The 23,768-nt window shown below is 69.4% G+C and carries 23 protein-coding genes; 11 read left to right on the top strand and 12 right to left on the bottom strand.

Annotation, left to right across the window (positions count from 1 at the left end):
• Positions 1 to 46: 46 nt before the first annotated feature.
• The 3 genes from ACN4JJ_RS01940 to ACN4JJ_RS01930 are packed head-to-tail and all read right to left on the bottom strand — an operon-like array spanning position 47 to position 3,612.
• Complete coding sequence (locus ACN4JJ_RS01940) at positions 47 to 1,099, bottom strand: sugar ABC transporter substrate-binding protein (RefSeq protein ID WP_440708221.1); 1,053 nt, start codon at positions 1,097 to 1,099, stop codon at positions 47 to 49.
• Positions 1,092 to 2,102 (bottom strand): ABC transporter permease, encoded by a 1,011-nt coding sequence (locus tag ACN4JJ_RS01935; protein WP_440708220.1) that lies wholly within the window; start codon positions 2,100 to 2,102, stop codon positions 1,092 to 1,094. The genes ACN4JJ_RS01940 and ACN4JJ_RS01935 overlap by 8 nt, the downstream gene beginning before the upstream one ends.
• The gene (locus ACN4JJ_RS01930; RefSeq protein WP_440708219.1) at positions 2,092 to 3,612 is read right to left on the bottom strand and encodes a sugar ABC transporter ATP-binding protein; all 1,521 of its coding nucleotides are present in this window, start codon (positions 3,610 to 3,612) and stop codon (positions 2,092 to 2,094) included. Before ACN4JJ_RS01930 ends, ACN4JJ_RS01935 begins: the two co-directional genes overlap by 11 nt.
• Before the next feature lie 217 nt (positions 3,613 to 3,829).
• Between ACN4JJ_RS01930 and ACN4JJ_RS01925 the strand changes: the two genes are divergently transcribed.
• The 7 genes from ACN4JJ_RS01925 (at position 3,830) to ACN4JJ_RS01895 (ending at position 9,597) form a co-directional block, all read left to right on the top strand.
• Complete coding sequence (locus ACN4JJ_RS01925; RefSeq protein WP_440708218.1) at positions 3,830 to 4,489, top strand: beta/alpha barrel domain-containing protein; 660 nt, start codon at positions 3,830 to 3,832, stop codon at positions 4,487 to 4,489.
• Positions 4,486 to 5,577, top strand: a complete 1,092-nt coding sequence (locus ACN4JJ_RS01920; RefSeq protein WP_440708217.1) for a PfkB family carbohydrate kinase — start codon at positions 4,486 to 4,488, stop codon at positions 5,575 to 5,577. Before ACN4JJ_RS01925 ends, ACN4JJ_RS01920 begins: the two co-directional genes overlap by 4 nt.
• 85 nt (positions 5,578 to 5,662) lie before the next feature.
• Entirely contained in the window at positions 5,663 to 6,373 is a 711-nt protein-coding gene (locus ACN4JJ_RS01915; protein ID WP_440708216.1) for a FadR/GntR family transcriptional regulator, read from the top strand.
• Between the two features lie 197 nt (positions 6,374 to 6,570).
• On the top strand, positions 6,571 to 7,107 hold the full coding sequence (locus ACN4JJ_RS01910; protein ID WP_440708215.1) for a hypothetical protein: 537 nt from the start codon (positions 6,571 to 6,573) through the stop codon (positions 7,105 to 7,107).
• A 159-nt stretch (positions 7,108 to 7,266) separates the two neighbouring features.
• On the top strand, positions 7,267 to 7,752 hold the full coding sequence (locus ACN4JJ_RS01905) for a hypothetical protein (RefSeq protein WP_440708214.1): 486 nt from the start codon (positions 7,267 to 7,269) through the stop codon (positions 7,750 to 7,752).
• Positions 7,753 to 7,969: 217 nt separating this feature from the next.
• Complete coding sequence (locus tag ACN4JJ_RS01900; RefSeq protein ID WP_440708213.1) at positions 7,970 to 8,875, top strand: CPBP family intramembrane glutamic endopeptidase; 906 nt, start codon at positions 7,970 to 7,972, stop codon at positions 8,873 to 8,875.
• Positions 8,872 to 9,597: a MerR family transcriptional regulator gene (locus ACN4JJ_RS01895; RefSeq protein WP_440708212.1), complete on the top strand. Its 726-nt coding sequence runs from the start codon at positions 8,872 to 8,874 to the stop codon at positions 9,595 to 9,597. The genes ACN4JJ_RS01900 and ACN4JJ_RS01895 overlap by 4 nt, the downstream gene beginning before the upstream one ends.
• On the opposite strand, the gene ACN4JJ_RS01890 is transcribed toward ACN4JJ_RS01895, so the two are convergent.
• From ACN4JJ_RS01890 to ACN4JJ_RS01865, 6 genes are all read right to left on the bottom strand, one after another.
• Positions 9,591 to 10,016 (bottom strand): hypothetical protein, encoded by a 426-nt coding sequence (locus ACN4JJ_RS01890; RefSeq protein ID WP_440708211.1) that lies wholly within the window; start codon positions 10,014 to 10,016, stop codon positions 9,591 to 9,593. The two genes, ACN4JJ_RS01895 and ACN4JJ_RS01890, sit on opposite strands and share 7 nt — an antisense overlap.
• A gap of 159 nt (positions 10,017 to 10,175) precedes the next feature.
• On the bottom strand, positions 10,176 to 11,126 hold the full coding sequence (locus tag ACN4JJ_RS01885; protein ID WP_440708210.1) for a nucleoside hydrolase: 951 nt from the start codon (positions 11,124 to 11,126) through the stop codon (positions 10,176 to 10,178).
• A gap of 113 nt (positions 11,127 to 11,239) precedes the next feature.
• A complete protein-coding gene (locus tag ACN4JJ_RS01880) occupies positions 11,240 to 12,349 on the bottom strand; it encodes a BMP family lipoprotein (RefSeq protein ID WP_440708209.1) in 1,110 nt (369 codons plus the stop codon).
• A 116-nt stretch (positions 12,350 to 12,465) separates the two neighbouring features.
• Positions 12,466 to 13,242: a VOC family protein gene (locus tag ACN4JJ_RS01875; RefSeq protein WP_440708208.1), complete on the bottom strand. Its 777-nt coding sequence runs from the start codon at positions 13,240 to 13,242 to the stop codon at positions 12,466 to 12,468.
• Complete coding sequence (locus tag ACN4JJ_RS01870) at positions 13,239 to 14,801, bottom strand: amidohydrolase family protein (RefSeq protein ID WP_440708207.1); 1,563 nt, start codon at positions 14,799 to 14,801, stop codon at positions 13,239 to 13,241. The genes ACN4JJ_RS01875 and ACN4JJ_RS01870 overlap by 4 nt, the downstream gene beginning before the upstream one ends.
• Before the next feature lie 617 nt (positions 14,802 to 15,418).
• Entirely contained in the window at positions 15,419 to 17,023 is a 1,605-nt protein-coding gene (locus tag ACN4JJ_RS01865; protein ID WP_440708206.1) for a GntP family permease, read from the bottom strand.
• 168 nt (positions 17,024 to 17,191) lie between these two features.
• On the opposite strand from ACN4JJ_RS01865, the gene ACN4JJ_RS01860 reads away from it, so the two are divergent.
• Entirely contained in the window at positions 17,192 to 18,763 is a 1,572-nt protein-coding gene (locus tag ACN4JJ_RS01860) for an APC family permease (RefSeq protein ID WP_440708205.1), read from the top strand.
• Positions 18,764 to 18,853: 90 nt separating this feature from the next.
• Entirely contained in the window at positions 18,854 to 19,726 is an 873-nt protein-coding gene (locus tag ACN4JJ_RS01855) for a helix-turn-helix transcriptional regulator (RefSeq protein ID WP_440708204.1), read from the top strand.
• An 18-nt stretch (positions 19,727 to 19,744) separates the two neighbouring features.
• Here the strand turns inward: ACN4JJ_RS01855 and ACN4JJ_RS01850 are convergent, their stop codons facing one another.
• The 3 genes from ACN4JJ_RS01850 to ACN4JJ_RS01840 form a co-directional block, all read right to left on the bottom strand.
• Positions 19,745 to 20,161, bottom strand: a complete 417-nt coding sequence (locus ACN4JJ_RS01850; protein ID WP_440708203.1) for a (R)-mandelonitrile lyase — start codon at positions 20,159 to 20,161, stop codon at positions 19,745 to 19,747.
• Between the two features lie 61 nt (positions 20,162 to 20,222).
• Entirely contained in the window at positions 20,223 to 20,537 is a 315-nt protein-coding gene (locus ACN4JJ_RS01845; RefSeq protein ID WP_440708202.1) for a carboxymuconolactone decarboxylase family protein, read from the bottom strand.
• Between the two features lie 54 nt (positions 20,538 to 20,591).
• Positions 20,592 to 21,629 (bottom strand): zinc-binding dehydrogenase, encoded by a 1,038-nt coding sequence (locus tag ACN4JJ_RS01840; protein WP_440708201.1) that lies wholly within the window; start codon positions 21,627 to 21,629, stop codon positions 20,592 to 20,594.
• A 101-nt stretch (positions 21,630 to 21,730) separates the two neighbouring features.
• On the opposite strand from ACN4JJ_RS01840, the gene ACN4JJ_RS01835 reads away from it, so the two are divergent.
• Together ACN4JJ_RS01835 and ACN4JJ_RS01830 are read left to right on the top strand one after the other, a co-directional pair.
• Positions 21,731 to 22,615 (top strand): aldo/keto reductase, encoded by an 885-nt coding sequence (locus tag ACN4JJ_RS01835; protein ID WP_440708200.1) that lies wholly within the window; start codon positions 21,731 to 21,733, stop codon positions 22,613 to 22,615.
• 5 nt (positions 22,616 to 22,620) lie between these two features.
• Complete coding sequence (locus ACN4JJ_RS01830) at positions 22,621 to 23,637, top strand: aldo/keto reductase (protein ID WP_440708199.1); 1,017 nt, start codon at positions 22,621 to 22,623, stop codon at positions 23,635 to 23,637.
• Positions 23,638 to 23,768: the final 131 nt, after the last annotated feature.

The following is a 23,768-nucleotide window of genomic DNA, read 5'->3' as shown; positions in this document are numbered from 1 at the left end:
GTGCGATCGGCACGCGATCGCACCCCCGGACGGGTACAGCGGGTTGTTACTTGGCGGTCAGCTTGTACTGTGCGAGTACCGACTCGATCGTCGCGGCACGGGCCGCATCGGCGTTCGCCAGGTAGTCGTCGACGTTGTTCTTGTCGACCACCTTGGTCTCCAGCGTGGTGTCGGGCTCGACGTCCCCGCCGGTGGCGAGCAGGTACGACAGGGCGATCGAGACCGCACCCATCTCGTAGGGCACCTGGTCGATCGTGAACAGCATGGTGCCGTCCTTGATTGCCTGCAGCGCCTCCGGGTCGCCGTTGAAGCCGCCCAGCAGCACCTTGCCCTCGAGCCCGTTCGTCTTCAGCGCTTCGAGCGCGCCCATCGACATGGTGTCGGCGGCCGCCCAGATGGCGGTGAGGTCGGGGTTGGCCTGCAGCACGTTCTCGGTGACGCGCTGGCCGCCCTCACGGGTGTGGTCGGCGACCTGCGAGGAGACGATCTCGGCCGCCGCGTTCGAGGAGAGCCCCTCGTCGAAGCCGTCCTTTCGCTGCTGCACGATGTCGCGGCCCGGCTGGCCCTCGAGCACCGCCACGCTGCCGCCGGCTGATCCGAGCGCCTCGGCCATGTACTCGCCGGCGAACTGCCCGCCCTGCAGGTTGTCGGCCACCACCGAGGCGTCTACGTCGGTGGTGACGTGGATGCCGTCGGTGACGACCGGGATGCCCTGGTTGCGGGCCTCGTCGATCGCACCGTTGATGCCGTCGGTGCTGGTCGGGTCGATCTGGATGACGTCGGGCGAGCCCGCGATCAGGTTTTCGATCACGCTGATCTGAGCTCCCGGGTCGTACGGCGTGGTGGGCGGGTTCGTGACCTGCTCGAGCGAGACGCCGAGAGCATCCGCCATGGCCTTCGAACCGTCCGAGAACGCGACGTACCAGGGGTCGTCGAGGGTGGGGATGGTCTGCGCGATGACGACGGCGTCGTCGCCGGCGGCATCCGTGCTTCCCGAACCGCCCGATGACGAGCAGCCGGAGAGCGCGGCGAGGGTGACCAGGGCGGTGAGACCGGCAGCACTGCCGATCATCCGCTTGCGTGCTGTGATGCTATTCATCTTTCTTCCTATTCCTCCAGTCGAGTCCTACTGCGAGCAGGATGAGCCCTCCGACGAACAACCCCTGGTAGTAGGGGGAGACGTTGAGGAGATTGAGACCGTTGTTGATGACGGTGATGAGCAGGGTGCCGATGACGGCGCCCCAGACCGAACCTCGCCCGCCGGAGAGGCTGGTGCCCCCGATGACGACCGCGGCGATAACGCTGAGCTCGATTCCGGTACCGGCGTTCGGCTGGCCCGAGTTCTGACGGGCCGCGAGCAGCACGCCGGCGATACCGCCGAGCACGCCGAGCAGCGCGTACATCGTGATCTTCCAGCGGGTGGTGCTGACGCCGGAGAGGTAGGTGGCCTTCTCGTTGCCGCCGAGCGCGAAGGCGTAGCGGCCGACGATGGTGCGCGAGAGCACGATGGCGACAAGGATGATCACCACGGCGGCGATCACGATCGGCACCGGGATCGGTCCGATCGAACCCTGGCCGAGGTAGGTGAACTCCTTCGGCAGGCCGCTGATCGGCAGACCCTGCGTGTAGGCGAGCGCGATGCTCGATCCGATCGTCATCGTTCCGAGCGTCGCGATGAAGGGAGGGATCTTGAAGATCGCGATCGCGATCCCGTTGATCGCCCCGAACACCAGGCCGATGGCGATGGCGACCAGGATGGCCAGCGGAACCGGCACCCCGTCGCGCATCAGGCCCGCGGCGAACACGCCCGACACCGCCACGACCGAGCCGACCGAAAGGTCGATGCCCCCGGAGATGATGACGAAGGTCATGCCGGCGGCGAGGATTCCGGTGACGGCGCTCTGCCGCAGCACGTTCAGCAGGTTGTACTCGGTGAAGAACGAGTCGGTGAGCACACTGAACACGATGCACACGAGCAGCAGCCCGAAGATCGACTGCGACTTCGTGAGCAGGCTGAGGGCCCGGGTGCGGTTGGTGATCCTGCTCACGCTCGGCGGCGCGCTCACGGGCCGTTCGAGGGTGGCTTGGTCGTTAGAAGGCATGCTGCATGACCTCGTCTTCGCTTAGGTTTCGGTTTTCGAGTGCGGCCGACACGCGGCCTTCTTTCATCACGACGATGCGGTCGGCCAGCGCGATGAGCTCTTCGGTCTCGGACGAGACCACGACGACCGCCGTTCCCTGGGCCGCCACGTCGCGGATCATCTGCCAGATTCCGGCGCGGGCGCCGACGTCGACGCCCTTGGAGGGCTCGTCGAAGATGAGAACGGTGTGCGAGCGCAGCAGCCAGCGGCCGATCAGTACCTTCTGCTGATTGCCGCCGCTCAGCAGCCGCACCGAGGTCTTGGGCGTGGTGGGGCGCACGTCGAAGCGCTCGATGCACTGCTGCACCAAGGTCTTGAGCGCTCGACGGCGCACCCAGGTGGCGGAACTGAGCGAGCGCAGGTGCGGCAGGGCGATGTTCGCCTCGACCGAGAGGTCCAGGAGCAGGCCCTGGGTCTTGCGATCCTCCGGGATGAGCACGACGCCGCGGTTCTGGGCGGCCCGGGGGCTGCGCGCCCTGAGCCGGCGGCCGGCGACCTGCACGGTTCCCGACCTGATGCGCTCGAGACCCACGATGGCGCGCATGGTCTCGGTGCGCCCGGCGCCGACCAGCCCGGCGAACCCGAGGATCTCCCCGGGGCCGACCTCGAACGTGACGTCCTCGATCTTGCCGGGGACGGTGAGGCCCTCCACCCTCAGCACCGGCGCGAGCCGGGCGCCGTCGGCATCGTTGAAGCGGCGCTCGTCGGCCTGGTGGGCCATCTCCTTGCGCAGTTCCCGGCCGAGCATGAGCGAGACGACCTCATCGCGGGTCGTCTCCCCCGTGTCCAGGGTGCGCACGAGGGCACCGTCGCGCAGGATGCTGACCCGATCGGCGATGCGGAACACCTCGTCGAGCTTGTGCGAGATGTAGACCACCGAGATGCCCCGGCTCTGCAGCTGACGGATGGAGCGGTGCAGGGTCTCGATCTCACCGCTGGAGAGCGCGGCGGTCGGCTCGTCCATGATGATCACGCTCGACTCGGACGAGAGGGCGCGGGCGATCTCGACGAGCTGCCGTTCACCGGTGGACAGCGTCTCGACGATCGTGCCCGGCTTGGCCCGGGAGCCGATCTCGGTCAGCGCCGCCGCAGCGGCGGCGCGCATCTGCCGCTCGTGCAGGAAGAGCGCGGTGGATTCCTCCCGGCCGAGCATGATGTTGCTCGCGGCGCTGAGCGAGGGGATGAGGTTCAGCTCCTGATAGACCGTGCTGATGCCGGCGGTGACCGCCTGGCCGGGGTCGCGGAAGTCGGTGCGGGCACCGCGGAGCAGGATCTCCCCCGCATCCGGCTCGTAGACGCCCGCGATGATCTTCATCAGCGTGGACTTGCCCGCACCGTTCTCGCCGAGCAGAGCGTGCACCTCCCCGGCACGGAGCTCGAAGCTCACACCCTGCAGCACGAGGTTGGCGCCGAAGCGCTTGGAAACATCCTTCACCTCGAGGATCGTGTCGGTCACCGTTGCGGTAGTCACGTAAACATCCCACCTTTTGTCGAACGGCGACGGGAGTATGTCGCACCATTGCTGAGCATGGGATGACCGTACAGCACCCACGATCCGTTGACAAGTTCGGCATTTTTCCGCGTCTTCGCAGTCGAAGGCCTATGCGAGAGGCGGATCGCGTGGGTTAGAGTTGCCACTCCACCGACGTAGGCTTTATCCTACCTTTCGTTGATGAAATGAGGTTCATATGCCTGTCCGCGACGATGCGGTCGACATCCGATCGTTCACAGCCGGCGGCCTGCTGCCCGTTGTGACCCTGGCCGACGAACGCGCCACGCAGGAACTGGCCGAGGTGTGCCACGGTGCCGGGCTGCGCTCGGTGGAGGTCCTCCTGCGCAACGACTTCGCCTTCGATGCGATTCGCGTGCTGGCCGAGTCCGGCATCGAGGTCGCCGCAGGAACCGCACGCAGCCGGTTCGACGTCGTGCGCGCGCAAGAGGAGGGAGCTCGAGCCATCGTCAGCGCCGGTTTCTCGGGCGAGCTGCACGAGGAGTGCGCCGAGCGCGGCATGCTCTACCTCCCCGGCACGGTCACCGCCACCGAGGTCTTGGCGGCCGCCGCACGGGGGCTTCGTCATCTCAAGTTCTTCCCGGCCGTGGCATCCGGGGGCGAGCCGGTGCTCACGGCGCTCTCCGGCCCGTTCCCCGACGTGGCCTTCACGGCGACCGGCGGGGTGTCGGCCCACAACTTCGAGGCCTTCCTCGCCCTGCCGAACGTCGAGGCCGTCGGGGGCGCCTGGATGGTCGGCACGGCTGCCGACGGCGATCCGGTGGCCCGCACCGCGGCTCTGCGCAGAACCATGGAACGGGCCGAGGCGGCCCTCGCACGCGATGGAGCCAGCGCGTGATCCGGGCGCGACCGGCCGCCGAGTGCGAGTTCGACGTCGTCTCGCTCGGCGAGGTCATGCTGCGGCTGGATCCGGGCGACGCCCGCCTGAGGGATGCACAGACCTTCGACGTGCACATCGGCGGCGGCGAGTACAACGTGGCGCACGCCGCGAGCAACGCCTTCGAGCTGCGGAGTGCGGTGGCGACGGCTCTCGTGGAGAACGAGATGGGCGTGCTCATCCGGAATCGGATCCGAGGCGCCGGTGTCGCGACCGACCTGATCCGTTGGCGGGAGTCGGACGGGGTGGGCACATCCGTCCGCAACGGCCTGAACTTCACTGAGCGCGGCTACGGCCAGCGCGGAGCTCTCGGCGTGTACGACCGCGGGCACACCGCGGCGTCCCAGCTCGTTCCTGGCGACTTCGACTGGGACGACCTGTTTGGGCGTCGAGGAGTGCGCTGGCTGCACTCCGGCGGGGTGTTCGCCTCGCTCTCCCCTACCACCGCCCAGCTGACCCTCGAAGCCGTCGAAGCGGCCAATCGCTGGGGCACTATCGTGTCGTTCGACGTGAACCACCGGCCGAGTCTGTGGCGCAACACCATGGAACGCGGCGGGCACGCCTCGGTCTTCGAGGAGATCCTGGGCCACGTCGATCTGCTCTTCGCCAATCACGGCGACATCGCACGGGCGGTCCCGGGCTGGCGCCTGCCGACCGATGGGATGCCGCCGGGACCGGATTCGTTCCGGGCGATGGTGGAGGGCATCTCGGCGCACCTGCCTCGGTTGCGCGGAGCAGCCACACCGGTCCGGATCGCGCACTCGGCCTCGCGCAACTCCTGGGGCGGCATCGGCTGGGTGCGGGATGAAGGCTTCTGCAGCGTGGCCCCCGTCGAGCCGCTCGAGATCTTCGATCGCGTGGGTGGAGGCGACGGGTTCGCGGCTGGTCTGATCTACGGAGCGCTGTCGGAAGACGTCCTCGCGCACTCACTGGCGTTGGCGATCGCGCACGGCGCCCTGGTGATGTCCACCCCGGGCGACACATCGTCGGCTACGATCGCCGAAGTCAGGCATCTCGCGGAAGGCGGATCGCCGGTCACCACTCGGTGACCGCGATCACCCGACGCACATTCGACCGATCCAGGATCGCGGCTTCCGCTTCCGCCTCCGACGACGAGGAATCAGAGACACAATCGTGAGACAGACGCTTTCGCAGTCGGTCGCGGCGCAACTGATGGCCGCGGTGGCCGCCGGGGAGTACCGGGTCGGCGACAAGCTGCCGCCGGAACGCGAGCTCATGGAGAACTTCGGCGTCGGGCGCAACACCGTTCGCGAGGCCATCCAGTCGCTCGTGGCCCGCGGCATCTGCGAGGTGCGGCCGGGCCGCGGAACGACCGTGCTGCGCATCGACGGCCGCTCGGCGCTCGAGGGGCAGAACCTCTCGTCGCTTCTGGCCGACAGCGCGATCGACGACCTGTACGAGTTCCGCATGCTGCTCGAGACGGATGCGGCCGCCCGCGCGGCCGAGCGGGCGGACGACGACGATCGCGCGTCGATTCTGGAGGCGTTGCGCCGCTACGAGGATGCCGCGACCTCGCAGTCGGGCACCTACCGCCGTGACGTCGAATTCCACGCGGCGATCGCCCGGGCCTCGCACAACACCGCCTACGCGGCTGCGCTGGACGCCGTCGCTAGCACCCTGGTCGAGATCAGGAGGGCCACCGATGAGGTGCCCGGCGCCATCGAGCAGGCGGTCATCGAACACGGCCACATCGCCCGGTACATCCTCGACGGGAACCAGGCCGCTGCACGCGCGGCGATGACCATGCACATCCAGACGGCGTTCCAGACCCTGTCCGCAGCTCGCGAGGCCGAGCGCGGCGCCGACGGCGACGGCGCTGCCTGAGGCCTACGCCGCTCAGAAGCGCCGAGCGTCGAGCGGGGACGAGGACGCCGACGACGTGACCGATGCCGCCACCGTCGCGCGCTCCCGTCACGACGACGCCGGCGGACCGCCGCCGGCCTCGTTCCAGCATCCAGCGCTGGTGATGACTGAGAGCCAGTACTAGTGCGTGCGCGCAGGCGCGTCACTAGACTCGATCCATGGCTGAGCCAAGCAGCGCCGCCTCACGAGACGGTGACGGAATTGCCGATGGAGTCACCCGGCGAGCGGTGGTGACGGCCGGAGTGTGGGCGGCACCCGTGCTGGCGGTCGCGGTGGCCGCGCCGCTGGCGGCGGCCTCAGACGGTGGGGGCGCAGCGACCCTTCTCTGGGTACCGACGTCGGTGACCGTCTCGCAGTCGAGGGCGACGCTGGTGGTCACCATCCCGAGCGGATGGGAGGGCGAGGGCAAGAGCGGATACGTGACGATCCGCGGCATGCCCTACTACAACGTGCGCACCATCAGTTCGTCGTGGGCTCCGCGGCTGAGTTTTCCGAACATCGAGCAGGCGTACTTCACCGACCCGGGCGAGTCTCGCCTGCCGGCCGGGCGATTCGAGTTCGTCGTCGACTTCCCGGTCTGGAACCCCGAAGACGCCGGACTCGGGTCAGCAAGCGCCTCCCTCATCTACTGGGACCCGGCCACATCGTCGAGCGTCGTCACTCCCGCGCCCGGACTGCCGCTGACCGGGTACTGACCCGCGTGCGACGAACCGTCGTCGCAGCACCCACAGGCTCATACTCGACGCCGAAGCGAACCACGGCGGCCCGTCTTCCGGTTCGGCGCCTTTCCAGAGGAGGGCGTTCGACGGGAACATCGGACGGGCCGAAATCGACGATCGTCGTACGCTCGCAGCATGAGTCTTCACCGCATCCTGCGCCCCACTTTCGCCGCCGCCCTGGTGAGCGCGGTGGTTCTCGTGGCGGGGTGCACCGCCTCTCCCGGGCCGAGCCCGGCCCCCACCGCCACAGCCACCCCGCGACCCACATCCGCAGGCACCCCGACGGCCCCACCGTCACCGTCTCCGACACAGGCACCGACGACCGCGCCGGCTCCCGCCGCGGCGTACGACCTCGAGGCGGCCTACGCGTCGTGCGTGGAGCTGTCCGCATCCGCCGTCAAGGGCATGACGGGCACCTTCGCCCCGTTCGACCCTGCCGATACCAACCCCATCGCCGACGAGACGATCACGACAGACGTCTCCGACGACCCGAACGCACTCATGATGCACGTCCATTGGATGTCTGACACCGGCGACCTGGACATCGCCGTGTTCTGCTCGATCAGCGACCCCTTCGACGCGCCGGCGATCGTCGTGGAGCGGTCCAGCAGCAACGCCTAGGCTCCTCCCCCGAGCCGCCTCGGATGCCGCTCGGAGGCAGGCGATGCGGCTGAGGAGTTCGGCGGAGAAGTGGGCGGCGTAGATCTTGCCCAAAAGGTGACCGGCCGGCCATGGCTCAGCACGATCGGACGCCTCGCGGCACGACACCCCTTGACTCCGACGTGACGTCATAGTTTTACCTGAAGAGGTGAACCTCTCCCACCAGAAGAAACCTCTTGTGAATGTCCGACCGTCGGCAACCCGTTCAGGCCTCTCGGGGTACGTGCAGTCGCTCCGGTACCGTCCCCAGCCCTGGCGCACCCTGCTGGCCGCCGGCGGAGGCATCCTCGCGCTGCTCTTCCTGCTGGCGGTGGCCGCGACGCCGCTCGGAATCGCCGTCGACACGGCGATCGGCGTCACACCGTTCGACCCGGCGCATCCGTCGTTCACGATCGGATTCTGGGCCGCGGGCAACATCCTCATCGCCCTTCTCATCCCGGTGAGCATGGCGCTGCAGAAGCTCGCCTACGGGGCCTCGCCGGGGACGTTGTCCTCTCTGGCCGGCCGGTTCCGATGGCGCATCCTGGCTCGGGCGGCCGTCGTGGTGCTGCCGGTCTGGGTCGCGTACACGCTGGTGATGCAACCGGTTCTCGGCACCGGCCTCCCCCAGTGGACGGCGCTCAATCTGCTGCTGTGCGCGGTCGCCGTCGTGACCATCCCTTTGCAGTCAGCGGGCGAAGAGTATCTCTTCCGAGGGTTGGTTTTCCGGGCCATCGGAGCGCGGTTCGCTCGCCCTGTCGTGGCGTTCGCCGTCGCCACCGCCATCACGGCTCTGGAGTTCGGCCTCATCCACGGCGCGTCCGATCCGTGGGCCGTGGCGTACTACATCGCGGTCGGGATCTGCTTCGCCGTGCTCGCCGAGCGCACCGGCGGGCTCGAGGTGCCCGTTCTCATCCACGCAGCGAACAACACCGTTCTTCTGCTGCCGGTCATCCTGGCCGGGCAGCTGTCGACCGTGTCGACACCGACCGGCCCCGTCGTGCTGGTGCCCGTTCTCGTCATCGCCGCGGTGACCTTTGTACTGTGGAGGATGACGCCGTGGTTGACCGCGTCGACCCGCACGCGAGACGAGGCACCGGAGTGAGAAGCAGCGACCTCGCCCGACTGGCGGGTGTCACGGTGCGCACGCTCCGCCATTACCACCAGATCGGCCTCCTCCCCGAACCGGAGCGGTCTGCCAACGGCTACCGCCTGTACACCACCTCCGATCTGGTGCGGGTGCTGCGAGCTCGGCGGCTCGCGGACGTGGGCGTGCCTCTCGGCCGCATCGATCCGGCGGTCGACGTCGAAGACGAACTCGCCGCCCTCGACCGGCGATACGCGGAACAGATCGCAGAACTGCAGGAGCGACGCGCGGTGATCGGCGAGCTGCGCCGGCTGGGGCCTCTGGCGGACACACCCGCCTACGCCCTCGGGTACATCGCGGCACTCGGCGACCGGCAGGGCATGCCGGTGCGCCTCATCGATGCCGAACGGGACGCCGCCGTGGTGCTCGAACTGTTCCTCGACCCGGGCGCGTGGCCTGGACTCGGCGTCGTCGACGGCCCCGACGCCGCGCAGCTCGCGGTCGTCACCGACGCTCTCCTCGGCCTCGCCGACGACGCTGCCGACGACGCCGCCGACGAGCGGATCGACGCTGTCGCGGATTCGCTGGCGGCCGTGATCGGGCGCGTGCAGCACCTCCTCGCGGCCCCGCAGCTGACCCGCGAATCCGCACAGTCCCTCGAGCATCACGTGAGCGGGCAGCTCACGCCGGTTCAGTTCGAGGCCGTTCGGCGCGCTCTGGATCGGCTCCCGCCCTACTGACCCGAACCCGGATGTCTCTCCAGCTCACGCAGGTAGCGCATTGTGCGCCGGTTCATGCTGAGGTTCCCCAGGCCCACGACCAGGAATATCCCCGCATAGGCAAGCTGCGTCCAGTCTTGGCAGACGATCGCGGAGATGGCGGCTGCGACCATGCCGACGAATAGAACGCTGTTGACGACCTGCAGAACCCGGATCCGTCGCATCCGCTTCTGCATCGATGGTGTCACGTCGGGAGGCCAGGGCTCAGACCATGACCGGCGATAGAGCCAGACGGTTCCCACCGAGAGAAGGATGGTCGCGGCGACCAGGACGACGGCTCCCGGGATGCTCCACGGTGGGCCTGCGAGAAGCCAGCCGCCGAGCACGGCCAGCCCCAGAGAGCCGGCGATCGCCAGCACGCCTGCTGCGCGCGGGCTCATGAAGGACAACCCGCGACCCGGTCCCGCCGATGCACCACGTTTCTCACCCCCTGGAAGGAGCATCCCCCGTCTCCGTGTGGGGCGCAATGCGCTGGAACGTAAGCTTCCGCTCATCGTCCGCGTTTGATGGCCGCGCCGATCAGAGGCGGACGATGCCGCTCAGAGGCGCGCGATGCGGTTGAGGAGTTCGGCGTAGAACGGATCGGCGTCGACGTCTCGGGCGTAGAAGATGTTGCGCGGGAGGTCGGTGATCTGCCACCAGTCGGCGACGAGCATGCCCATCGTGAGCTCGCTCGCGGTCTCGATCCGGGCGTTGATCCGGCGACCGTGGAAGAGCTCGGGGCGCAGCAGATAGAGGGGGACGACGGGGCCGTGCAGGGGGGCGCCGTCCCAGCCGTATTTCTCGAGGTCGAAGGTCTCGCTGAAGGTGAGCATCGCATCCACCGCGCGGCCGGGCTCGGTGCCGAGTGCGGAGAAGGCGTCGAGGCGGGCACGGGTGTTGCGCAGCTGGTGGGTGATGTCGAGGGGCAGCATGACGATCGGGATGCCCGACTCCAGCACGATGGATGCCGCGTGCGGGTCGACGTAGATGTTGAACTCGGCCGCGGGGGTGATGTTGCCGACCTCGAAGTAGGCGCCGGCCATCATGACGATCTCGGCGATGTCCTCGGCGATGTCGGGCGCCTCTGTGAGGGCGACGGCGAGCGTGGTCATGCTCGAGAACTGGGCGATCGTGAGGGAGTGCGGCTCGCGGGCGGCGGCTTCGCGGCAGAGACGGATGATGGCGGCGACTCCCGACTCCTCCTCGGCCGTGCCGGTGACGGGTGGGAAGTCGTAGCCGTCGAGGCCGGTCTCGCCGTGCACGTGCGCGGCCGTGACGAGCGGGCGCAGGAGGGGCTTCGGCACTCCGCGGTGCACGGGGATGCCGCGGCCGGGCTCACCCGCGAGCTCGAGCACCTTGAAGACGTTCTCGACCGTGTGGTCGAGGGTGGTGTTGCCGGCACTCGCGACGATCGCGCGCACCCGGAAGTCCTCCGGCGACGCGAGGATCGCGAGCAGCGCGACGGCCTGCTCCTGGCCGGGGTCGGTGATGCAGATGAGGTCGCGCACGGGCGCCTCCTTTCGAGTCGACACTCCTCGCGACCCGTCGATTTCGGCCCTATACGAAGGGTTTTAGGGCCAAAAGTGACTGGTCGCGAGGAGGGGGGTGGGGGATGGTGGGGTTACGGGGCCGAGGGGGTCTCGATGGTCAGCGAGCCGTCGATGATGGCGGCCTGGATGGTGTCGAGCTCGCCCTGCAGGGTGGGCGCGACCTTCGACTCGAAGTCGTGGAACGGGCTCATCAGCACGCCGCCGTTGTCGAGGGTTCCGACGTACTCCTCGTTCGAGAAGTCGCCCGCGGCCGCGGCCTGGATGACCTCGGAGATCGATTTGGGCATGTCACGGGCGATCGAGGTGAACCAGATGTCGTCGTACTCGGGGTCGCTCAGGTACATGTCGGTGTCGACGCCCACGAGGGCGACCGAGGTTCCACCGTCACGGATCGCCTGCGCCGCACCCTGGTAGATCGGGCCGCCCACCGGCACGATCACGTCGGCACCCTGGCCGAGGATGCCCTGCGAGAGCACCTTCGCGGCGTTGATGTCGCTGAAGTTGCCGGTGAAGAGGCCGGTCTGCGCATCCGGGTCCCAGCCGATCACCTGCACATCGGTGCCCTTCTGCTGGTTGTGGTACTCGACGCCGCGGGCGAAGCCGTCCATGTAGAGCGTCACGGGCGGGATCTGCGCTCCGCCGTAGGTGCCGACCTTTCCGCTCGTGGTGTAGTCGGCGGCGGCGTAGCCCACCAGGAAGCCGGCCTGCGAGGTGTCCCACACCACGCCCTTCACGTTGTCGGCCGTGATGGTGTTGTCGTCGACCATGATGAAGTTGATGTCGGGGTTGGCCGCCGCGGCCTCCTCGGTGGCCGCCGCGAGCAGGTAGCCCATGGTGACGATGGTGGTGCAGCCCTGGTCGACGAGGCTCGCGATGTTGGGCGCGTAGTCGCTCTCGGCCTGCGACTGCACATCGATGTGTTCGGTGCCGAGCGTCTCGGCGGCGTCGGTGACGCCTTCGAGGCCCAGCTGGTTGAAGGACTGGTCGTCGAAGCCGCCCTCGTCGCTGACGATGCAGGGGAGGAAGTTCGCGTCGGCTGCGGCGCTGCCGGCGGCTCCGGATGCTGCGGTGTCGCTGGGTGCGCTGGCGCAGCTCGCGAGAGCGAGGCCGCCGACGAGGGCGAGCGCGCCGGCCGCGATGAAGCGCCGGGCGCGGGTGGGGGTGGGGGTTGCGGGGGACATGGTGTTCTCCTCGGGGGTGTGGGTGGTGCTGCGGGATGGGGTGGTGCGGGTGACGCCGGTGGAACGGGTAGCGCCGATGGTGCGGGTGGAACGTCGTGGGGCCCTGATGGGGCGGGTCATTTCGGGGTCTCTACCCAGGCGTAGATCTCCCAGATGTAGCCATCCGGGTCGATGAAGTAGGTGGAGCGAGCGCCCCACTCGTAGACCGCAGGTGGGCCGGACGCCGCGAGGCCGCGGGCGGTGAGGTCGGCGTAGAGGGTGTCGACCTGCTCCCCCGTCTCGAGTTCGACGGCGAGCATCAGGTGGCCACCGGTGCGGGTGAATGACTCGCGCTCTGTGGGCGATAGGGTAGGATCGTCGAGAGTCGCCGCATCCAGGATCACCAAGGTCACCTCTCCCCCGTCGAAGCGGATGCGGCCGTTGGGATTCGAAGGCAGCGCTTCGAACCCGAGTCGCCCGAGGAACTCGGCCGTGCGGGCCGGATCACTGACGGCGAGTTCGACCTCGGCGATGCGGGTGCGGCCTCCCGGGGGTGTGGCGCGCAGCACCGTCACGAAGCCGTCCGGATCGCTGGCGGCGAGGCTCGTAGCGCCGGTGGCAGCGTGACTCAGCGGCACCGCCTCGGGAAGCCGTGTGGCGATCGCGTCGAGTTCCACAGCATCCGGAAGCTCCAGGGTGACCCGGAAGGGCAGGCCGGGGGCGACGGGATACGCAGGGCCGACGGTTTCGGTGATGCTCGGGCGCATCCAGAGGGCCAGGCGGGGGCCGACACCGAAGTCGTAGTCGACGAAACGCACGTTCCGCATGCGGCGGGGCAGGCCCAGGGTGTCGGTGTAGAACGCGTCGGAGGCGGCGACCTCGGCGTTGACCAGGCAGATGTCGTCGAGTTTCACGAGTGCTCCTCCGGTGCGTTCTGGGGTGCTGGGTTTCGGGTGGGGTCATCCGCCCAGGCGCGGAGGTGGGCCTCGCGCACGTAGGGCTCGATCTCGGTCTGGCGAGCGCGCCAGGACGGCACTCGCGCGAGGTAGGCCGCGGCCTCGCGGCGGAACTCCGCCAGCAGCGCGAGGTCGTCGATCCGGGTGCAGCGGCCGTCTTCGACGACGAGCCGGCCGTCGACCCAGACCTGGTGGATGGACGAGCCGTTCTCGGCGAAGACCAGCTGCCGAGCGGCGTCGTTCAGCGGGGTGAAGGCGGTGTCGCGGGTGAGGTCGACCACCACGAGGTCGGCCTTCAGGCCGGGGGCGATCGCACCCACGGTGTCGGCCCAGCCGGCTGCGCGCGCGCCGGCGACGGTCGCGGCGTGCAGAACCTCGGCGACCGTGGGCCACTGGCGGTAGTCGGGGTCGGTGAGAGTGTGCAGCGTCGCGGCGGCCTTGATCACCTCGTGCATGCGCAGGGAGTCGTTGCTCGAGGCGCCGTCGGTGCCGAGCGCGACCCGCACGCCGGCGTCGTGCAGCGCCCGCCAGGCGAGCACGCCCGAGCCGAGCTTGAGGTTCGAGAGCGGGTTGTGCACGACGGTGGCTCCGGATGCGGCGAGCAGGTCGAGATCACCTGGCGTCAGCCAGATGCCGTGGGCGAGCACGAGGTTCGGTGTGAGAATGCCGAGGTCGTGCAGGTGCTGCACGATCGTGCGGCCCTCGTAGCGCGTGCGCGCCAGCTGCTGCTGCAGCTTCGTCTCGAGCAGGTGGGTGTGCAGCACCTCGCCGTGCTCGCGGGCTTCGGCGGCGGTGCGCAGCAACAGCTCGTCGGTGACCCGCTGCGGGGCGCTCGGGGCGACGGCGTAGCGCAGGCGGCCGTCGCCGTGCTGGGCGGCCAGCTCGCGGGCTTCGGCGCAGAACGCGAGGTAGGCGTCCTGGATCGCCTCGGACGGGGGCATCGATGCTCGGTTCGCTTCGATCAGGGACGGAGGCAGGACTTCCTCGGCGTAAGCGAGGCGATCGACTATGGGAACATCCACCGCGGTACCCGTGCAGGTAGCTCGTATGCCGGCTTCGGCATATGCCCGTAGCACCTGCGTGAAGGAGGCCGGTGTGGCATCCGGCAGCTCACCCGTGTCGTCGAGAACGGTGGTCACGCCGCTACGCAGGGACTCGATCGCAGCCACCGCCGTGCGCAGGTAGACGAGGCGCTCCGGCACGGGGTCGACGTCGGCGGGCGGGTAGCTGAGGAGGGTCCACACCTCCAGCGGAAGGGGGTCGCTCGTGCCGCGCAACAGGATCTCCCAGGAGTGGGTGTGCGCATTCACGAAGCCCGGGTGAAGCAGAAGGCCGGTGGCGTCGATGACGTCGGTGGGATCGGCGGTGGCGGGCGGAGTGGACGGGACCGGGCATCCGTAGGGCGCCGTTACCGCTGTGATGCGGTCTGCGTCGATGAGCACGTCGGCGCGGAAGGGCTCGGCGCCGTGCTCGTCATCGAGGGCGATGACGAGGGCGTTCTGCCAGAGAGTGGGCATGGTGCTTCCTGGTGGGGCGTGAGGCGTGGAATGGCGCGCGGGCGCGCCGAAGAGAGGGAGGTCTGGCGGTGAGGCCGCGAAGAAAGCGGGCGATGTGCGGGGGGGGGGGCAGTCGACCGGGTCACCGGATCGCGGTCGACGGACGCCGGAACCGGAGCCGCAACCGAAGCCGGAGCCGGAGCCGGAGCCGGAGCCAAAGTTGAACCGGAACGGGTGCCCGGCGGCCGCGACGACGGCCGCGAGGACGCGAAGCCCGAGGGAGCGAATCGCCGCGCAGGGTCATCAGCGAGTCACCGAGCGAGGCTGCTGCGAGAGCAGCTCAGCCGAGGACGGCGTGACGACCGCGCGGGGCGTGCGCTCAGCATCCGGAGCCCTCAATGGGCTGGTGGGCGCACTTCTCCCCCGGTGCGGGGCGGGGTCACCTGTTGAACGAGAAGACAGAGGTGTTGTGGTGGCCGCTCTGGCGGCGCAGGCAGAACCACGGGCAGAACCCCTGTGACTCGTGCGACAACCTCATGCTCCGACGGTAGCGGGCGTGTGTGACGGCGACGTTTCGGCGGTGTTTCTGTTCGCTTTCGCGGATGCGATCGACGGCGGGCCGCCCGGTCACGCTCGAGTCAGGAGATGACCAGGGAGACGAGGAGGGTCATGCCGAGGGCGATGACCGAGGCCAGGGAGACGCCGACGGTGACGGTCTTCAGAGCGCCGCGCACCGACTGGTCGAGGAAGGTCTGCAGCAGCCAGAAGGTGTTCGAGGTGACGTGGATGCAGAAGAGCGCCCCGGATCCGGCGGCGAGGGCCACCAGTAGCGGGTCGAGCCCCATCGTCGCGGCGACGGGCGCGATGATGCCGGCGGCCGTGATGGCCGAGAGGGTCACGGAACCCACGGCGATGTGCAGGATGGCGGCCATCGCCCACACCAGCAGCAGGGGCGCGAACGAGGTGGCCGAGAAGTAGCCCTGCAGCACCGCGCCGAGATCGCCCTTCGCGATCACCGCCGCGAGCGAGCCGCCGATGCCGGTGAGGAGGAAGATCTGGCCGCCGTCCTGGAAGCCCTTCACCACCGCCTTCTCGATGCGCTTGGTGCCGACGGCGGAGCGGCCGATGACGCCCGTGGCGATCACGGCCAGCAGCAGCGCGATGATCGGGCTGCCGAGGAACTGCAGCGTGGGCACCTCGATGCCGATCACCGTGAGCACGGCCTGAGCCGCGATCAGCAGCAGGGCGATCAGCATGGGTGCGAACAGCAGCAGCAGCGGGCGCTCGCGCTCCTCGCGGTCGACCGGGCGGGTGCTCGCCGGGCCGCGGGGCACACCGCCGACCGTGGTGCGGATCGATCCGGTGGGCGTGCGGAGCAGCATCCGGTCGGCTGAGTCGGCGACCGGGGCGCTGTCATCCGCAGCGCCCGCAGCGCCGGCTGCATCCGCAACCCTGGCAGCACCAGCACCGGCACCAGCACCAGCACCAGCACCAGCACCAGCACCAGCACCGGCACCAGCTGCACCCGCGGCCCCCACCTCGGCGCCAGCTGCACCCGCGGCCCCCACCTTGGCGCCCTCCTCGTCATCGCGCACCACCACCTGCTCGTCGCGCTCGGGGTTCCAGAAGCCGAGCCGGAAGAACAGCGACATCAGCAGGATGGTCAGCACCACGGTGGGCGCCACCACGGCGAACCCGCCGAGCATCATCACGCCGAGCGGCACCCCGAGCAGCCCGGCCAGGGCGACCGCCGCGAAGCCGGGCACCATCATCACGATGCCCATCTCGAGCCCCACCGCGAAGGTGACACCCACGATGCCGGTTCCGACGCGACCCAGCCGCGGGGCGATGCGACGGGCGAGCGGGGCGGCGATCACGATCAGCACGTCGACGAAGATCGTCTGCAGGTAGGTCGCGAGCGACAACCCGAGCGCGTAGGGGATGCCGCGCCGGCCGAAGAGGCGCATCAGGCTCTCGACGAGCCGCGTGATGGCGCCCATCTCGTTCAGCATCGCGCCGATCAGCACACCCCAGCCGATCAGGATGCCCGCCTCCATCATCACGTCGCCGAACCCCTGCGACATCGTCTGCACGGTGTCGACCGGGCCGAGGCCGGTGAGCAGGCCGATCGCGGCAGCGCCGAGCGCCAGGGCGATCACGGGGTTGACGCGGAACCGCACGATCACGACTACGACCGCCACGATCACCAGCGCGACCACGCCGAGGGTGTACCACTCGGGCATGCCGGGCCTCCTCCGCAGGCGCGCCCCCTGCGCGTCACTCACACAGTAGGGGCGAGCGGCCTGCTGGCGGGAGACCTTCCGTGCCCTCATCCGGACATGTCCTCAAGCGGCTGCGGATGAGGGCCCAGCCGGGCCGGAACGCCTCGCCGGCCGCGATACGGTTCACGAGTGGGCAGCACGACCGGCGTGGGAGACAGCGCGAGCGACGACGGCCTGGCCGAGTTCGGCTACCGGCCGACCCTCGCCCGCAGCATCGGCCGGCTTGGCAGCTTCGCGGCCGGCGTCAGCTACATCTCCATCCTCACCGGCACGTTCCAGCTCTTCTACTTCGGGTTCCTCAACGGCGGCCCCGCCTACTGGTGGTCGTGGCCCCTGGTCTTCGCCGGCCAGCTCACGGTGGCGCTCTGCTTCGCCGAACTCGCCGCCCGCTACCCGGTGGCCGGCTCGGTCTACAACTGGAGCAAACGGGTGGCCGGGCCCACCGTGAGCTGGCTCGCGGGCTGGATGATGCTCGCCGCCTCGATCGTGACCCTCGCCGCCGTGGTGCTCGCCTACCAGGTGACCCTGCCGCAGATCTGGAGCGGCTTCCAACTCGTGGGCGACGGCACGGGCGCGAGCTTCGGCATCAGTGCCGTGATCTGGGGCGGCATCCTCATCCTCTTCACCACCGTCGTGAACGCCTTCGGCATCAAGCTCATGGCCCGCATCAACAGCATCGGCGTGCTGATCGAACTCGTCGCCGCCGTGCTGCTCGTGGTCATCCTGGCCGCGCACATCGTCAACCCGCCCAGCGTTCTGCTCGACACCGCGGGCTACGGCGTGGGGATGCCGGGCGGCTACTTCGGCGCCTTCCTCGTCGCCGCCATCGCCTCGGCCTACGTGATGTACGGCTTCGACACGGCCAGTTCGCTCGGCGAGGAGACCGTCGACCCGCGGCGCACGGCCCCCCTCGCGATCCTCCGCGCAGTGATCGCGTCGTTCGTGATCGGCGGACTCATCCTGCTGTTCGGCATCCTCGCCGCCCCCGAGCTGGGCGACCCGGCCCTCGGCGAGGCCTCCGGCGGCCTGCAGCTGATCGTCCTTCAGGCCCTCGGCGGCCCCCTCGGCACGGCCTTCCTCGTCTGCATCGTGATCGCCGTCACCGTGTGCGCCCTCGCCGTGCACACCGCGGGCATCCGGCTGATGTTCGCGATGGCCCGCGACAACGCCCTCCCCGGCAGCCGGATGCTCGCCCGCGTCGACCCGAAGCGCAAGGCCCCGGTGGTGCCCGCGGTGGTCATCGGCGTGCTGGCCGTGCTCATCCTGACCATCGACATCGGTGCCGCCGAGATCTTCACCGCCATCACGAGCGTGGCCGTCATCCTGATCTACCTGGCCTACCTGCTCGTGACCGTGCCGCTGTTGATCGCACGCTTCAAGGGCGAGTGGCGCTCACCGGCGCGGGCGGCGCGATCCGAGAACTCGCAGAGTGGGGATCGCGCGGAAAGGCCAGCGGACGCTGCGTCCCGCCGGCATTTCTCACTGGGCCGTCTCGGCCTGCCCATCAACATCGTCGCGGTGCTGTGGGGTGCAGGGATGGCGGTCAATCTCGCCTGGCCCCGGGTGGAGGTCTACGGCGATGACGGCCTGCTGCGGTACATCGCCGTGCTGTTCATCGGAGCGGTCGTCGTGAGCGGTCTGGCCTGGTACCTCCTGCGCGGCCGCCACCACGTGGGCACCCTGCCCGACCACGCCCGCTAGAGAGGGTGCGAGGAGCCGAGCGGAAGCGCCCCGCCTGGCAGGTAGTGCCAGTGCCTCCCCCGCCGGGCCGCGGAGACGTACCGTTGTGGCATGGGAGACGTACGCACCGATGTCCGCGAGTTCTTGAGTTCCCGGCGCGCGCGCATCACGCCCGAGCAGGCGGGACTGCCGGTCTACGGCGGCAACCGCCGGGTGGAGGGGCTGCGGCGCGAAGAGGTGGCGATGCTCACCGGCGTCTCGGTCGACTATTACGTGCGTCTCGAGCGCGGCAACCTGGCCGGGGCATCCGAGAGCGTGCTCGACGCCCTCGCGAACACGCTCAAGCTCGACGAGGCCGAACGGCAGTACCTCTTCGACCTCGCCCGCGCATCCGGACCCACCCACCGCCGCGCCCCGAAGTCGAAACCCGGACCGGTGCGCGCCTCGGTGCTGCAGGTGCTCGACGCGATGTCGGATGCCCCGGCCTGGGTGCGCAACGCCCGGCACGACATCATCGCCGCCAACCGGATGGGGCGCGCGCTGTACTCGCCCGTCTTCGACGACCCGCACCGCCCGGTGAACACCACGCGGTTCACCTACCTCAACCCGGCCGCGCGGGAGTTCTGGCGCGACTACGACCAGATCACGCGCGATGCGGCCGCGATGCTGCGCCTGGAGGCCGGACGCACCCCGCACGACCCCGACCTCATCCGGCTCATCGGCGAACTCTCGACGCAGAGCGAGCTGTTCCGCGAGCGCTGGGCCTCGCGCGACGTGATGTTCCACCGCAGCGGACTCAAGCGCCTGCACCACCCCGTGGTCGGCGACCTCGACCTCACCTACGAGTCGATGGAGCTGCCGAGCGAGCCCGGTCTCGTGATGAACGTCTACACGGCCCCGGCCGGCTCTCCGACCGCCGATGCGCTGCGCGTGCTGGCCTCCTGGGCGGCCACGCAGGAGCAGGCCTCCGCGCTGGTGGAATGACGCGCCGCGCTGGAGAGGCTAGCCTTCGGCGGGGTACTCGGCCGCGGTGAGCTTGTCGCCCCACACGGTTTCGGGTTCGGCGGAATCGGTGTCGGCCGGCGCCTCCCACAGGGCGAGGTGGCACAGGAAGTCGTCGGGCGTGGCGCCGTGCCAGTGCCACTCGCCCGGCGGCGTGTAGACGGTGTCGCCGGGGTGCAGTTCAATGAGCTTCTCGCCGCGGGACTGCACGTAGCCGAGACCCTCGGTGACGTGCAGCGTCTGGCCGACCGCGTGCTTGTGCCAGGCGGTGTGCGCGCCCGGGGTGAAGCGCACGAGGTTCAGTCGAGCGCGGCTGGGAGCGGTGCCCGAGTAGTAGGAGTTGAAGTAGACGTCGCCGTCGAACCACTCCTCGGGTCCTTTGGCGGTGGGGGTCTTGGGCTGCAGCTCGGTGCTCATGGTCGGCTTCTCTCTGTGCGGAGTGGGCGAGATGAAGTGGGGCGAGCGGATGCTCGGCGGGTCAGTCCTTGAACACCTCGCGGGCGATCTGCACGGCCGACATCGCCTTCGGCCAGCCGGCGTAGAACGCGAGGTGGGTGATGGCCTCGGCGAGTTCGGGCTCGGTGAGACCGTTCTGGCGGCCGATGCGCAGGTGGCTGCGCAACTGCTCGAACGATCCGCTCGTGATGAGGCTCGCGATGGTGATGAGGCTGCGATCGCGCTTGGCGAGGGCCTCGCGCTCCCACACGTCGCCGAAGAGCACGTCATCGGTGAGCTCGGCGAGCTTCGGGCTGATGTCGCCGACGAGCTTCTGGGCGGCGGACTGTTCGGTCATGATGCGTCTCCTTGCGGGTACAGATGGGGGGTGGGTGCGGGGCGGGGCGGGGCGTCAGAACTTGACGAGCACCTTCAGGGCCTCGCGCGCATCCATCGCCGCGTAGCCGGCCGGCACGTCGTCGATGCCGACCGTGCGGTCGAAGACGCGGCCGGGGTCGATCGTGCCGTCGAGCACGAGCGGGATGGCCTGCTCGAGGTAGGCGCGCACGGGGGCGGGTCCGCCGGTGAGCGTGACGTTCTTGCCGAACAGCGAGCCGAAGCCGATCGGCGCCTTCTCGTACTGCGGCACACCCACGCGCGAGATGGTGCCGCCGGGGCGCACGATGCCGTACGCCTGCTCGTAGGCCGGGAGGTGGCCCACGGCCTCGAGCACGATGTGGCTGCCCTCGCCGCCGGTCAGGTCCATCACCTTCGCGATGCCCTCGTCGCCGCGCTCGGCGACGACATCCGTGGCCCCGAACTCGACGCCGAGGTCGGTGCGGCTGGCGTGCCGGCCCATCAGGATGATGCGCTCGGCGCCGAGCTGCTTCGACGCCAGCACGGCGGAGAGCCCGACCGCGCCATCGCCGATGACCGTGACCGTCTTGCCGGCCGACACCCGGCCCATGTGAGCGGCGTGGTAGCCGGTGAGGTACACGTCGGAGAGGGTGAGCAGCGAGGGGTAGAGGGCTTCGTCGACGGCGCCGGGAACGACGACGAGCGATCCGTCGGCCTGCGGGATGCGCTGCAGCTCGGCCTGCATGCCGCCGACCTCGGTGGTGCCGTAGAACCCGCCGTGCGGGCACGAGGTCTGGAACCCGTCACGGCAGAACGCGCAGGTGTTGTCGCTGTAGGCGAAGGGCGCGATCACGAAATCGCCCTTCTTGAGGGTGCTGACGTCGCGGCCGGTCTCCTCGACCACGCCGATGAGCTCGTGACCCATCGGGGTGCCCTGCTCGCTCGCGGGCATCGAGTGGTACGGATGCAGGTCGGAGCCGCAGATGCAGGCGCGGGTCACGCGCACGATCGCGTCGGTGGGCTGCTGGATGGTGGGATCGGCGACGGTCTGGATGCGCACGTCGCCGGCGCCGAACATGTAGGTGGCTTTCATGCATCCATCACACCGCGTTGAGCGCCGCCGCGGGAGTGCCTGCTGACACAGGTACTGACACACCCTCCCTGCCCGGCGTGGGCAGGCGTAGCGTCACCGGCATGAGCATTCCCACCCTGACTTTGAACAACGGCGTCGAGATCCCGGCAATCGGCTTCGGGGTCTTCCAGTCCGCGCCGGCCGAGACGACGGATGCCGTGGCCGAGGCCCTGCGCGTCGGCTACCGCCACATCGACACCGCCGCCGCCTACGGCAACGAGCGCGAGGTGGGAGCCGCCGTCGCGGCATCCGGGATCCCCCGCGACGAGCTGTTCATCGAGACGAAGGTGTGGATCAACGACTTCGGCTACGACGAGACCCTGCACGCCTTCGACAAGTCGGCCGGCAAGCTCGGGCTCGAACAGATCGACCTGCTGATCCTGCACCAGGCGCTGCCCTCCGCGTTCACCCGCACACTCGAGGCCTACCGGGCGCTCGAGGAGCTCTACGCCGACGGCAAGGTGCGCGCGATCGGCGTGAGCAACTTCATGCCCGAGCACCTCGACACGCTGCTGACCGTGGCCAAGGTGGTGCCGGCGGTGAACCAGATCGAGGTGCACCCGTACTTCCAGCAGAAGGAGCTGCTCGCCTACGACACCGAGCACGGCATCCTGAACCAGGCCTGGTCGCCGATCGGCGGCATCACGTTCTACCGCGACAGCGGCCACACGAGCGCGCTCGAGGATGCGACGATCGTGGCGATCGCCGAGGCGCACGGCAAGTCGCCGGCGCAGGTGATGCTGCGGTGGGGCCTGCAGGCGGGGCGGTCGGTCATCCCGAAGTCGGTGAAGCCCGCGCGCATCGCCGAGAACCTCGACGTGTTCGACTTCTCGCTGAGCTCCGACGAGATCGCGCAGATCGACGCGCTCGACACCGGCAAGCGCGGCGGCCCCGAGCCCGAGCAGGTCACGCTCGAGACCTTCAGCCGCGAGATCCCGGAGGCCTGAGCGCCGTGGAGTATCGCCCGCTCGGCCGCACCGGCGTCAAGGTCAGCCCGCTGTGCCTCGGCACGATGATGTTCGGCGCCTGGGGCAACGCCTCGCACGAGGACTCGATCCGGGTCATCCACCGGGCGCTCGACGCGGGTGTCAACTTCGTCGACACCGCCGACGTGTACTCGGCCGGCGAGTCGGAGGAGATCGTCGGCGCGGCGCTCAAGGGCCGCCGCGACGACGTGGTGCTCGCCACGAAGTTCTTCATGCCGATGGGCGAGGGGCCGAACCGGGGCGGCGGATCGCGCAAGTGGATCATGCGCTCGGTCGAGGACTCGCTCCGCCGCCTCGACACCGACTACATCGACCTCTACCAGGTGCACCGGCCCTCGCCCGATACCGACGTGGACGAGACGCTGTCGGCACTCACCGACCTCGTGCGCCAGGGCAAGGTGCGTTACATCGGATCGTCGTCGTACGCGGCGAGCCAGATCGTGGAAGCGCAGGTCGTGGCGCGCGACCGCACCCTCTCACGCTTCGTCACCGAGCAGCCGCCGTACTCGATCCTCGCGCGTGGCGTCGAGGAGGACGTGCTGCCCACCGCGCGGCGGCACGGCATGGGCATCCTCACCTACAGCCCGCTCGCCGGCGGCTGGCTCTCGGGCCGCTGGCGAAAGGATGCGGATGCGTCGCCCACGTCGTCGGCCCGTCCGCCGGCGCGCTTCGACATGTCCGACCCGGCGAACCAGCGCAAGCTCGACGTCGTCGAGGAGCTCGCTTCGCTGGCCGAGTCGGCCGGTCTGACGATGATCGAGCTCGCGATCGCCTTCGTCATCCGCCACCCGGCGGTCACCTCGGCGATCATCGGCCCGCGCACCCTCGAGCAGTTGGACTCGCAGCTCCCGGCCGCCTCGGTCACCCTGCCGGACGACGTGCTCGACGCGATCGACGCCCTAGTTCCCCCGGGCGTCACGCTCAACCCTGCCGACAACAGCTACGGCCAGGCCGAGCTCGAGGCGTCCGCCCGCCGCCGCTGACGCGCTCGCGGCCGCGAAGGCGGCCTCGCCGCTCGCTGTGGCCGACGCGGTCCTGCGAGAGGTGATTCGGTCAGCGGATGCAGATCTGAGGGACACCGACCCCGTATAGGTCGTCGCTCCTCGGTATTTCT

Source organism: Herbiconiux dendrobii, assembly GCF_052048175.1.
Lineage (GTDB): Bacteria > Actinomycetota > Actinomycetes > Actinomycetales > Microbacteriaceae > Herbiconiux.
This window is presented reverse-complemented; position numbering and strand designations above follow the sequence as displayed.